The following is a 12580-nucleotide window of genomic DNA, read 5'->3' on the forward strand; positions in this document are numbered from 1 at the left end:
CGTCAGAACATGCCGTCTATCTATTCAAGTAAAAAATCAATGATCTTAGAGTATAATTATATCACAATAAATGGAATAAGTAAGGAGTATTTCCCGTTACTTTCGACCGATTATTTCCACTTCAGTATGCATCTCAATCTGATACAATTCATAGATCTTATCCTTGATATATTGAATTAAAGACAAAACATCATCAGCAGTTGCATTGCCTGTATTCACAATGAAATTCCCATGCATGTCGGAAACTTTTGCCCCACCTATGGAATAGCCTTTTAAGTCTGCATCCTGAATAAGTTTCCCTGCATGATTGGGCAGTGGATTTCTAAAAATGCTGCCTGCACACGGAAAATTCCATGGCTGTGTTTCTTTTCTATATTCTTTATTTCTTTGCATTTCCGAGAAAATAACGTCTTTATCGCCTTCCTGCAACTGGAAGATGGCTTCAATTACTACGCCGGGTCTCTGTTTCTGCAGTACAGAAGTTCGATAAGAGAACATCATTTCTTCATTTGTCATCCATTCTACATTCCCATCTTCAAAAAGAATATGTGCTTTACTAAGGATTTTTGAGACATCAGAACCGTGTGCACCAGCATTCATAAAGACTGCCCCGCCAACGGAACCAGGAATACCACTAGCAAATTCAAGCCCTGCCAGCCCTTTTCTGCTTATTTGTGTAGAAAGACTAACAAGCGAATAGCCTGCACCAGCTTTTACCTCTGTCCCGATAACCTCCATCGAAGAGAGTCCCTTGCCAAGCTTTATTACTGCTCCATCTATCCCAAGATCAGAGACAAGCAAGTTAGAACCTCTTCCGATCGCTATCCATTTCACCTTATATTCACGAATTAAATCCATCGTCTTAATTAGATTATCAATTGATGAAGGTTCGATAAACAAATCAGCTGGACCGCCTATTTTCATTGTTGTATGGTTGGCTAAAAGTTCATTTTCCTTTATATAGCCAATATTTTCCTCTTTAAGCTTCTTTATTAATTCGTTCATCACGATCTCCCCTTCCTTACGAAATTTAAGAATTAATACTATTTTATGCAAAGCTTATTAGGGGGCTACTGTCTCTTATGAGTTCTTAGCCTTTTGCCCTTACTAGCTCTTCCATTAGATTGTAAAGTTTTTTTGCTGCATCAGGTATACCGAGAAATTGGGCTGATTTTTTCATATCTTTTAATTTTTGATTATCAGCCATTATTTGATCGATATGGTCAACAAGCTTTTTGGCTGTTAACTCTTTTTCTAAGAGGATTTCTGCTGCACCATGATCACTCAATGCTCTTGCATTTTTCTCTTGATGATTATTTGTTACATAAGGGCTTGGGATTAAGATACTTGGAATACCAAGCGATGTTAATTCAGCAAGAGTAGTTGCACCGGAGCGGGCAACAGTTAAATCTGTCCCTGCTAGAACCTCTGGCATATTATGAATAAATGGTTTAATAACTACATTATTGGGATTGCCGATTAATTCAACTTCTTTCCTTACCTCTTCATAGTGGACATCCCCTGTCACATACAAGATCTGATAGGGCTTTCCCCCAAGTTCAGTCAAAGATTTTAATACAGCTTCATTGATAGGTCTTGCGCCTCTGCTTCCGCCTACAATCAAAACAACGGGAATATTTGTTTTTAAACCAGCAGAAAGCCTGCCTTTGATTCCATCTTTTCCAATAACCTCTGATGCGCGTGGATTCCCAGTTAATACAACTTTTTCACTCGGGAAAAATGACTTCGCCTCATTAAAACAAACGGCAACACGATCCACATAGCGACTCAAGAATTTATTCGTCAAACCCGGAACACTGTTTTGCTCATGGATAATAGTGGGTATTCCAAGTTTTGCAGCAGCATAAACAACGGGACCGCAAACATAACCTCCCGTTCCAATGACTACATCAGCATTGAATTCCTTTAACATCCGTTTACTTTCCCGGACGCCTTTCAAAAATCGGAGCACTGTTTTTACATTATCAAACGAAAGCTTTCGCTTAAAACCTGTAATATGTATTGATTTAAAAGGGATCTTCTCCCTTGTGACAATTTTACTTTCCAGTCCTTTATCCGTACCAATATATAAAAACTCAACATCGTTTGTTTCTTTTTGTATTTCTCTAATAAGGGCTAAAGCCGGATAAATATGGCCTCCGGTTCCACCACCGCTAACAACAATTTTCATTTTCCCACCTCAAAAAAGAGCATATTAGTTACTCAATGTCCTTTACTTTCCACTATTCTACTATACAAAAACGACTGAATAAAAACTGAAAACACTTTGATATGTAAATGTAATACAATATAGGTCAATCATCCTGATTTATGTCTAGATAATATCAAATGAAATAAAAAGAAACCCTGCAGAACAGGGTCAACCTTAAAAACGCGAGTAACGGCTGATATTTAATAACACACCAATAGCCAAAAGCATTAGTGTTAATGAGGATCCTCCATAGCTCAAGAACGGAAGTGTAATCCCTGTTACAGGCATCAAACCTGTAACAACCCCAATATTTATCATCACCTGTATCGCTATCATCGCAACAATTCCTACGGCTAAAAAGCTTCCGTACAGATCTGGAGCTCCGAGGGCAATCCTGACCCCTCTCCACAAAAGGAGAGCAAATAATAATATTACAAATGAGCCCCCGATAAATCCAAGTTCTTCAGACAGAATAGCAAAGATAAAATCAGTCTGGGGTTCAGGCAGATAAAAAAACTTCTGTCTGCTCTGACCGAGTCCTAATCCAAATAGGCCGCCTGGGCCTATCGCATACAATGACTGGATGATTTGAAATCCACTTCCTAATGGATCTTCCCATGGATCTAAGAATGAGGTAATCCGTTTCATTCGATAAGGAGCCGAAAAAACTAATGCAGCAAACCCTGCTAGACCAAGAAGACCAAGAAAAGCGAAATGACGGATTCTCGCGCCTGCGACAAAGATCATCACAATACAGGTGCCAACCATAACCGTTCCTGTTCCTAAATCTGGCTGAAGCATAATTAGCCCAAAAGCTAAAAATACTAATCCCAAAGATGGAACTAACCCCTTTTTAAATGAGGTAATCAGTTTCTGCTTTTCAGATAAAAATTTTGCTAAAAAGGATATCATCGCAAGCTTCATAAATTCGGAGGGTTGAATAGAAAAGGCGCCTACGCCAATCCAGCTCCTAGACCCATTCCGTTCATTGCCAATTCCAGGTATCAATACGAGAATCAATAGCACAAAGCATGCAATAATAATGACTTTTGCCCATGTTCTCCAAGTCCAATAATCGACGTTCATAATAAAAAACATCGCTACAATGCCAACTACTGCAAAAAGCATTTGTCTCTTTGCAAAGAAGAAAGAATCATTGAATTTATACTCTGCCCATACAGCACTCGCACTGTATACCATTGTTAGTCCAACGGCAAGCAATGTTAAGGTCAGAATAATTAATATAAGGTCAGGAGTCGTTCTTTTTGTTGGCAATTGAAAACACCTCGAATGCAAGTTTTAGGGCTTTACAGCGCATGTTTAACCCGCATAGAAGCGAATAGATGACTCTCCATGTTGTTTATCTATTAAATCGTGTCCAAGCCCTCACTTAAGCATATGCACCGCTTGTATAAAAATGTCTCCCCTAACCTCAAAAGTTTTATATTGATCCCAGCTTGCACATGCAGGTGATAATAAAATTACATCACCCGGTTCAGATAGCTGGTAGGCTTCGGGTACGGCTTTTTCCACATTATCGACACGCTTAATTGTTTTTATTCCTGCCTTTTCTGCGACACGCTCGATTTTTTCCGCTGTTTGTCCAAAGGTAATCACAGACTTAACATTCTTTAGGAATGGAATCAGCTCATCAAACTCATTTCCGCGATCCAATCCGCCTGCCAAAAGAATGACCGGCTCATTAAAGGCAGCAATTGCATTTTGAGTTGCTAATATATTCGTTGCCTTAGAATCGTTATAGAATCTTCTCTCCTTGTGCTCACACACAAATTGGAGGCGATGTTTAACCCCAGAGAAACTATTCAACACTTTAAAAATGGCTTCATTTTCTACACCTGATAGCTTTGCAGCTGCAATCGCTGAGAGAATATTTTCTAAATTATGTGCGCCTGGGAGCATAATATCCTTTGTCGCTATCACTTGTTCCGCATTGAAATAAATCCATCCTTCACGAATATAAGCACCATTCTCTAGTACTCTTTTTGTCGAAAACGGAATGGTTTGTGCATTTGAATTTTCGGCAATGGCCAATGTTTGCTCTTGGTCAGCATTGACAATAAAAAATTCATTTTCTGTTTGATTTCTAGTAATATTTGCTTTCGCTTGTACGTATTCTGTTCTAGTCCCATGATAATCAAGATGAGCATCATATAGATTGGTTACGATTGCAATTCTCGGATTAAACGCTTCAATCCCCATTAGTTGAAAAGAGGAAAGCTCAATAACGATTGTATTTTCCTCCGTTGCTTCCTGTGCAACGGATGCAGCAACCGTCCCAATATTCCCTGCAATAAGAGGCAGTTTCCCTCCCTCTTTCAACATTTCAAATACAAGTGTTGTTGTCGTTGTTTTCCCATTTGTGCCAGTGATCGCAACAAATGGAGCTTCTGAAATTTGATATGCGAGCTCTACCTCAGTAATGACCGGAATCCCTTTTGCAGCTGCCCCTTCAATCATTGGATTATGGTAAGGAATTCCGGGGTTTTTCACTATTAATTCAAAGCCTTCATCAAGCAGCTCAATAGGGTGCCCCCCACAAATAACTGTTATCCCTTGTTCAAGAAGTCCTTGTGCTTCCATATTTTCTGAAAGGGGCTTATAGTCATTAACCGTGACAAAAGCACCTAGTTTATGTAAGAGAGAGGCCGCAGCAACCCCACTTTTTGCTAGTCCTAAGACTAGTACTTTTTTATGAAGATAATGATTAACCTGTTTCAATTACATCCACACCTCAATATAGATTCCAAGAATGGCACACAATAAGCCAACTGACCAAAACGTGACAACGACTCTCCATTCTGACCAGCCAACTAACTCATAATGGTGATGCAATGGACTCATTCGGAAAATTCTTCGTCCAGTTGTTTTAAAAGAAATAACTTGTAAAATGACCGACAGTGTTTCAATAACAAATACACCGCCAATAATAATTAAAATAAATTCAAGCTTTGTTAATATAGCAATAGCAGCAATGGCTCCACCTAAGGCGAGTGAACCTGTATCTCCCATGAAAACCTTTGCCGGATGAGCATTAAATACGAGAAAGCCAAGAACAGCTCCCGATACAGACACTGAAAAGATAGAAATCTCAAATTGGGATAGATTCCATGCCAAAACAGCAAACGCTCCAAAAGCGATTGCTGCAGTCCCTGAAAGAAGACCATCTAAGCCATCGGTAAGATTGACTGCATTCGAAAATCCAACTAGCCAAAAAATAATAAAAAATACATACATCCATCCTAGATCAAAGGAAAAATCTGTTAATGGGATATGAATTTCAGTTGAGAATTCATTTTGCTGCAGAACAAAATAAAAAATAACGGATATGATTATTTGTCCAAGCAGTTTTTGCTTAGAAGTCAAACCTAAGTTCCGCTTCATTACTACTTTAATGAAATCATCTAGAAAGCCAAGTAGGCCGAATCCCAAAGTTACTAGAAGCAATAAATAAATTTTCACAGTCGGTTCAGAGAATTTCCCAGTCATTACGAGTGTGGTAATCGTAATGGAGAGGAGGATCATAATCCCACCCATTGTTGGTGTCCCTGTTTTTTTGAGATGTGATTTCGGACCTTCTTCACGAATACTTTGCCCAAACTTTAGTCTCCTTAAGAAAGGAATAAATAATGGAGAAAGTAATACAGTAATCAAAAATCCCATAATGATTGTGAAAAAAATAACTTTCTCCATCATTCTGCTCCCTCCTTTCCTTGCTGGAGCTGTGCTCTCATAGTAAGAAGTTTTTCTGCCATTACAGCAATATCATATGTTAATTTATTTTCTTTCAGACGTCTTTCATCTAAAAAAAGGAAATCCGTCCTATCTTTTTGTACTTGATCTGTTTGATTTATATTTTCTGTGTATAATTCCATCATGTCCTTTAAGCCTTTCAATAAGTCATTAGTATAAAAAATGGGAAAATGATTTGGTACATATTTAGGAACTTCCATTTCTTCATCCCATAAGGCAGCAATAGCTCCATTTCCGATCGCCTCATTTAGCTGCCCTGAGTTTTCTTCGATAGGAATGAAAATCCCTTTTGGCTGCGATATTGTTGAAAACGTCGCGACCGTATGAAAAGACAGCTCATGATTCCGTATTCCTCTTCTTTTAGGAAACAGTTTTGCTAAATCACCATACGTTAAAAACATTTTATCGCTCCTCTATCGCCTCTTTTGCTACTATACGATCATCAAAATTCAAAATTTGATCTCCTATTAACTGGTATGTTTCATGTCCTTTACCAGCAATTAATATGACATCACCTTCAGATGCTGCTTTCACAGCATAATGTATCGCCTCTTTACGGTCAATAATTGTCTTGTGATTATTTCCTTGTGCTCCCTCTTCCATATCCTTCAATATTTGCACAGGATCTTCACTTCTCGGATTGTCTGAAGTAAAAATTGGATCTGTGCTATAAAGACATGCGATCTTAGCCATTAAAGGACGCTTTGAACGATCTCTATCCCCTCCACAGCCAATGATGACAAAGATTCGCTTTTCAGCAAATTGTTTTACTGTAGTTAAAGCATTCTGCAGACTATCAGGTGTGTGTGAATAATCAACAATAACCGAAAAATCCTGTCCAGCATCTACTGTTTCAAAACGTCCAGAAACGCCTTGTACCTCTTCTATCGATCGAATAATTTGTTCAACCGGAATGCTTGCTGCAATTCCTGCTCCGATTGCGGCTAGCACATTATAAACACTAAACTTTCCGATCAGCTGCATGGAAACTTTATGCGCTCCAAATGGACTTAGTAAGTCAAACTCTGTTCCAGTCGGTGTCATTTGAATATTTAATGCCTGCAAATCTGCCTTTTGATCAATTCCATATGTGATTATATGTGCTGCTGTTGCCCTAATATACGATTCAGATGCTGCATCATCTATATTAAAGATGGCAAACTTCGGTGAGTGATGACGATATTCACTGCCAAGCTGAGAAAATAACAACCCTTTTGCCTGTTTATATTCATCCATTGTTTTATGATAATCCAAATGGTCCTGCGTCAGATTTGAAAATACAGCAATATCAAAATCACAGCCATGCGTTCTTCCTTCATCTAAAGCATGGGAGGAAACCTCCATGACTGTCTTTTTAACGCCGGCATCAACCATTTGTTTAAAAATCCGCTGGAGTGTTAAACTATCAGGTGTTGTATTTTTTACTTCAAACTTTTTTTCGCCTATTTTTGTGTACATCGTTCCAATCAAACCTGTTTTTTCACCAGAATCAGAGAGGATCTTTTCAATTAAGTGGCTTATCGTTGTCTTTCCATTTGTACCAGTGATGCCAATTAAGTGGAGATCTCTGCTTGGCTGACCAAAAAACGCATCAGATAAGACGGACATCGCCCGTTTTGAATTTGGGACAACAATAACAGGAACAGGCAAGGTCATTTCCTTTTCTGAAATAATGGCAGCTGCACCTTTTTTAACAGCTAATGAAGCAAAATCATGCCCATCCACATTAAATCCTTTGATACAAATAAACAAGCTGCCTTTTTGTACATTACGGCTATCATTTTCTATTGAAGAGATGTCTGGATTTTCTCCGCTATATGTCTTATATGGCTGCAAATAAGAAATGAGCTTATGTAAATTCATTTCAATCATCCCCACATTCATCGCGATTTTCATTTTACATGAAAACTGGATATTTTGCTATTTGTTTATAAAGAGTTTTATTCAAGCGGCATAATTATTTATACCGCTTGAATTTCACACAATTTCTTTACTTCTTATCGAAATACAGTCTGATTGTTGATCCTTCTTTTAATTTAATACCAGGTTCAGGCGTTTGCTTCACAACCTTATCACCTGTACCACTAGCATCAATTCTTAAATTAATAAATAATTCCCCAAGCTCCTGTTTCGTGATCCCAACTAAATCAGGAACTTCGATCATTGGTGCATCAGGCCATGTATACTTTTTCTCAATTTGGTCCTTTCTTGGTTCCACGCCCATAGCTCTTAAGCTATCTTCCATGATATTTCCTACAATTGGCGCAGCTACTACACCACCAAATTGAACGGTACCCTTTGGATTATCAACTGCTACATAAACGACTAGCTCTGGATCATCTGCCGGGGCAAAGCCGATAAATGACACAATATGGTTATTCTCAAGGTATCTTCCGTCCTTTGCTTTCTGTGCGGTTCCTGTCTTGCCCCCAACTCGATAGCCTTCGATAAATGCCTTTCCCCCAGTTCCTTGGGCAACTACACTTTCTAATGCATGCCTTATCTCATTTGATGTCTCCTTGGAAATAACTGTTCGTTTAGCAACGGGTGTCTTTCTCATGACTACTTCTCCCGTTTTAGAATCAACTAGCTCCTTGGCAACATACGGGGTATATAAAGTCCCCCCATTGATGGCAGCGGATATCGCAGCAACCTGCTGAATCGGAGTAACAGAAACCCCTTGGCCAAAAGCAGTTGTTGCCTGTTCAACAGGACCAACACGGTCTAGATTAAATAGAATTCCTTTCCCTTCACCCTGTAAGTCAATCCCCGTCTTTTCCCCAAATCCGAAATCCTTTATATATTTGAATAGCTTCTCTTTTCCTAAACGCTCTCCAAGCTCGACAAACCCTGGGTTACAGGAGTTTTGCACAACTTCAAGAAATGACTGGCTTCCATGCCCGCCTTTTTTCCAGCATCTTAAGCGCGCTCCACCGACTTTGACATATCCAGGATCATGAAAATGATCCTTTTCTAAATCAACCTCTCCTTCTTCTAAGGCAGCAGCTAAGGTAATAATTTTAAAAGTAGATCCAGGTTCATACGTACTCCAAATTGGCAGATTGCGATTAAAAATATCAGGAGAAACGTTTTGGAAATTAGCAGGGTCAAAACTTGGTCTACTTGCCATCCCTAAAATTTCGCCATTGTTCGGATTCATCGCGATGGCGATAATTCCATCTGGATTGTATGTTGCTTCCGCTATGTCTAGCTCCCGTTCCATAATGGTCTGAACTTTAGAATCAATAGTTAGTCTTAAATCCAAGCCATCAACAGGAGGCTGATAATCATCTGCCATGTCATTCATCCGCTCGCCCTTAGCATTCGCATAAAATTGAACTGAACCTCTTTCTCCTTTAAGCTCCTTATCATAGTAGAGTTCAAGACCCATCAGCCCTTGATTATCAATCCCCGCAAAGCCAAGCACATGTGATAGATAATCACCAAAAGGATAATGGCGTTTTGAATCTTCGCCAATGTACACACCAGCCATATTTAATTCCTTAATTTCCTTCGCTTTTTCATGAGAAATTTTTCTACCTGCTGATAATCTAACATTACTTGCTACCTTCGTAATCTCGGAGTAAATTTTCTCCTGAGATGCATTAAGCACAGCAGCCAATTTCTCGGCTGTACTTTTCGGATCTTTCACTTGCCTCGGAACAACATATATAGTTGGTGCGCTGACATTTGTAGCTAGTGCTACTCCATTCCGATCAACAATTTCTCCCCTTTCAGGTTCAAAGGGAATATCCCTGCTCCATAATTCCTTTGCTTCATCGGTCAAGATTGTACCGAGAAAGAACTGAACATAACCAAGACGCAAGTCAATAATAAAAAATACGAGTATACCAACTACTAAAGCTACCATTAACCGCTTTCTAACCGTTACATTTGAAACACGCATGAAAGAACGAACCTCCTTAGATTATGGCTCGTTCCAATATATGCTTGTACTTATTTGATTAGAATATTTAATCTCTCATTTCAATTGTTTCTTCCTCTGATTCTTCTACTTCTCCCGAATCATCCTCTTCTTCAACCTTCATGTATTTCTTACTAGGAAGCTCCAATTCAGCAATTAAATAATCTCCTTCTTTAACGATCGATCCTGCCTTTAAATTTTGCTTAACAACATAACCATTTCCAACCGTATTTAATTCCAGATGGCCCAATTTCGCAACCTTCATGACATCCCTTAATGACCAGCCCGTCATATCTGGAATGGTTAAATCCTTATCTGTTAAGAGAACGACATTTTCACCTGTCATTAATTTTGTGTCCTTTTCTGGAAGCTGACCTATAACCTTTTTCCCCTTACCCATAACAATCGGGTTAACACCATTCTTACTTAATATATTTTTTGCTTCTTCAATAGATGACCCAATCACACTTGGAATTTTCTCGAATTGAGCTTTCTCCTGAACTTCAGGTTCGATATTTAAGTATTGAAGACTGCTCTTCATTACCGGTTTAAATATATCTGCAACCGGCTGGGCACCCACCGTATGAATATCGATTTGAGGCTGCTCGACGGCCACATATACGATTAATTTGGGATCATCTGTCGGAGCCATTCCAAGAAAAGAGAAGAATAGGTTTTGACGTCCTGTTAAATAACCGCCACCAGGCTTCGGAATCTGCGCTGTACCTGTTTTCCCAGAAATCTCATAGCCATCAATATTAAATAATCCGTATCCAGTTCCTTTTGGAGCGGAAACAACATCTTCTAAGATCTCTCTTACTTCTTTGGCGGTCTCAGCTGAAATGGGGTTACCTGCTACTTCTGGTTCTGTTTTTTCAACCGTATCTTTCTTATTTGGATCAACGATTTTACTAATGACATGGGGCTTCATCATTGTTCCATCATTCGCCACAGCTGTTGCTGCTTGAACCTGCTGAATAGGTGTGATGGCTGACGCTTGGCCAAAGCCTGTTGTTGCTTTATCCCGCGGCCATTCATATTGGATTTTCCCTGCTGCCTCATTTGGTAATTCTATTCCCGTAGGCTGATCCAATTTGAATTTCGAAAGATACTCTCGGAAGGTTTCATATCCAAGTTTTTCTTTTACAATTTTGGCAAAAGCAACGTTTGATGACCGAAGCACGCCTTCATAATATGAAATCGTCCCCCAGCCTTGTCCATTATTATGGTCACCGACAGGTCTTGATTTCGGGTCGACCGCGTATCGGCCCGATTTATATAATTCATTCGGATTAAAGACCCCTTCTTCAACTGCTGCCGCTAATGTGAAAATTTTCATTGTTGACCCTGGCTCAAAGGAGTTTTCTACTGCCTCGTTATGCCATGTATCTGAAATCCCTTCCTTTGTTTTAGGATGAAAGGATGGCCTTTGAGACATAGCAAGAATTTCTCCTGTTTTTGGGTCTGCCACTATAGCAATCATTTTTTTAGGCTTATATTTTTCATCGACCTTGCTCATTGAATCCTCAAGGAATGTCTGGATTTTCTTATCAATTGTTAAATAAATATCTTTGCCATCAATCGCTGGGGACACTTTTTCCTTGCTGTCTGTAAGCAAATAACCCCATATATCACTTTCATAGTTTACTTTCCCATTTTTCCCAGTTAGTATATCGTTTAAGCTTTGCTCCAGCCCAAGCATACCTACTGTTTCGGTTTTGTTATCATCCAATTTCTTTTTCTCGACATATCCAACCAAATGGGAAGCAAAAACACCATTAGGATAAAATCGTTTTGTATCCTTAATAAAAGTAATTCCAGGAAGCTTCAACTCTTCAATTTCCCTTTTAGTTTGATTGGTTAAATCACGTCCGGCTTTTCCAAACTCTACTTGAAAGGGCAGCTCATTTTTATCATTTAATTTCGTTAAGAGCCTATAAATCTCTGATTCTTTCATATCAATTACTTTTGCAAGCTCTCTTGCTGTTTTATCCGGATTGACTACATGCTGTGGATTTTTTTTATTCGTTGTCATACTTTCAGACAAAATCGCAATTAATTTGTATGAGTTTGTATCAGTAGCGATAACTTCCCCGTTTCGATCATAAATTGTTCCACGTTTTGCTTCGATAGTTCTTTCCTTCTCATATTTTTGCTGCGCTTTTACAGCAAGTATTTCTCCACCGGCTTCTCCAGTTACCTGGATAGAAATAAATCGATAAAGTAAGACAAAAAAGAGCAGGCCAAATATTACAAATAATATCGCTGCTCCAAAATTAATATTCGGCTGTTTTTTCATCATTAATCTTGCACAACCTTAACATTATTTTCATTTAATTTAAGACCTAGTTTTTGTGCTTTTTCCCAAATACGTTCGTATGTACTTAGCTCGCCCACTTGCATTTCAAGATCACCAATTACCTTCTGCTGCTCCTGAATGGTCCTTTTTGTATCTTGTATTTCTGCATTAATTCCATATATGGATGCTTGATTAGAAATGATCTGCACAGCCCCAAAACAAACAATACCGGTAAAAATGATTCCTAAAACCTTTTCTCCAGGAGAAAGCCATGGACTTTTTACCTTGACCTTTTTTGGTGCTTTTACCATTTGTTTTTGCTGTTCATGATGCTGCTCTTGTTGAAGCTTTCGCGCTAAGTTACTCAAAAAAA

At 38.8% G+C, this 12580-nt stretch carries 10 protein-coding genes; all 10 read right to left on the bottom strand.

Translation table 11 applies throughout. The features are described from left to right. Window positions 1–96 precede the first annotated feature (96 nt). Complete coding sequence (gene murB, locus ACFYKT_RS02760) at window positions 97–1005, bottom strand: UDP-N-acetylmuramate dehydrogenase (RefSeq protein WP_389215066.1); 909 nt, start codon at window positions 1003–1005, stop codon at window positions 97–99. Window positions 1006–1090: 85 nt separating this feature from the next. Further along, window positions 1091–2191: an undecaprenyldiphospho-muramoylpentapeptide beta-N-acetylglucosaminyltransferase gene (gene murG / locus ACFYKT_RS02765; protein ID WP_389215069.1), complete on the bottom strand. Its 1101-nt coding sequence runs from the start codon at window positions 2189–2191 to the stop codon at window positions 1091–1093. 195 nt (window positions 2192–2386) lie between these two features. Further along, complete coding sequence (gene spoVE / locus ACFYKT_RS02770; protein WP_389215071.1) at window positions 2387–3487, bottom strand: stage V sporulation protein E; 1101 nt, start codon at window positions 3485–3487, stop codon at window positions 2387–2389. Between the two features lie 111 nt (window positions 3488–3598). Continuing rightward, window positions 3599–4951: a UDP-N-acetylmuramoyl-L-alanine--D-glutamate ligase gene (murD, locus tag ACFYKT_RS02775; protein WP_389215074.1), complete on the bottom strand. Its 1353-nt coding sequence runs from the start codon at window positions 4949–4951 to the stop codon at window positions 3599–3601. Beyond that, window positions 4952–5926 carry a phospho-N-acetylmuramoyl-pentapeptide-transferase gene (gene mraY, locus ACFYKT_RS02780; protein WP_389215077.1) on the bottom strand — a complete coding sequence of 325 codons (975 nt, stop codon included), beginning with the start codon at window positions 5924–5926 and terminating at the stop codon, window positions 4952–4954. It abuts the gene before it with no gap. After that, the gene (locus ACFYKT_RS02785) at window positions 5923–6384 is read right to left on the bottom strand and encodes a hypothetical protein (protein ID WP_389215079.1); all 462 of its coding nucleotides are present in this window, start codon (window positions 6382–6384) and stop codon (window positions 5923–5925) included. The genes mraY and ACFYKT_RS02785 overlap by 4 nt, the downstream gene beginning before the upstream one ends. Window position 6385: 1 nt before the next feature. After that, window positions 6386–7846 carry a UDP-N-acetylmuramoyl-L-alanyl-D-glutamate--2,6-diaminopimelate ligase gene (locus tag ACFYKT_RS02790; protein WP_389215082.1) on the bottom strand — a complete coding sequence of 487 codons (1461 nt, stop codon included), beginning with the start codon at window positions 7844–7846 and terminating at the stop codon, window positions 6386–6388. A gap of 127 nt (window positions 7847–7973) precedes the next feature. Then, window positions 7974–9890, bottom strand: a complete 1917-nt coding sequence (locus ACFYKT_RS02795) for a stage V sporulation protein D (RefSeq protein WP_389215084.1) — start codon at window positions 9888–9890, stop codon at window positions 7974–7976. Between the two features lie 67 nt (window positions 9891–9957). Continuing rightward, window positions 9958–12210 (bottom strand): penicillin-binding protein, encoded by a 2253-nt coding sequence (locus tag ACFYKT_RS02800; protein ID WP_389215087.1) that lies wholly within the window; start codon window positions 12208–12210, stop codon window positions 9958–9960. Further along, window positions 12210–12575 carry a cell division protein FtsL gene (gene ftsL / locus ACFYKT_RS02805; RefSeq protein ID WP_389215090.1) on the bottom strand — a complete coding sequence of 122 codons (366 nt, stop codon included), beginning with the start codon at window positions 12573–12575 and terminating at the stop codon, window positions 12210–12212. The genes ACFYKT_RS02800 and ftsL overlap by 1 nt, the downstream gene beginning before the upstream one ends. Window positions 12576–12580: the final 5 nt, after the last annotated feature.

The organism is Cytobacillus mangrovibacter (genome assembly GCF_042865275.1).
GTDB lineage: Bacteria > Bacillota > Bacilli > Bacillales > Cytobacillaceae > Cytobacillus > Cytobacillus mangrovibacter.

Coding starts and splice junctions, on each gene's coding strand:
- murB (WP_389215066.1), bottom strand. CDS start 1,005: ATGAACGAATTAATAAAGAAGCTTAAAGAGGAAAATATTGGCTATATA.
- murG (WP_389215069.1), bottom strand. CDS start 2,191: ATGAAAATTGTTGTTAGCGGTGGTGGAACCGGAGGCCATATTTATCCG.
- mraY (WP_389215077.1), bottom strand. CDS start 5,926: ATGATGGAGAAAGTTATTTTTTTCACAATCATTATGGGATTTTTGATT.
- ACFYKT_RS02785 (WP_389215079.1), bottom strand. CDS start 6,384: ATGTTTTTAACGTATGGTGATTTAGCAAAACTGTTTCCTAAAAGAAGA.
- ACFYKT_RS02790 (WP_389215082.1), bottom strand. CDS start 7,846: ATGAATTTACATAAGCTCATTTCTTATTTGCAGCCATATAAGACATAT.
- ACFYKT_RS02795 (WP_389215084.1), bottom strand. CDS start 9,890: ATGCGTGTTTCAAATGTAACGGTTAGAAAGCGGTTAATGGTAGCTTTA.
- ACFYKT_RS02800 (WP_389215087.1), bottom strand. CDS start 12,210: ATGATGAAAAAACAGCCGAATATTAATTTTGGAGCAGCGATATTATTT.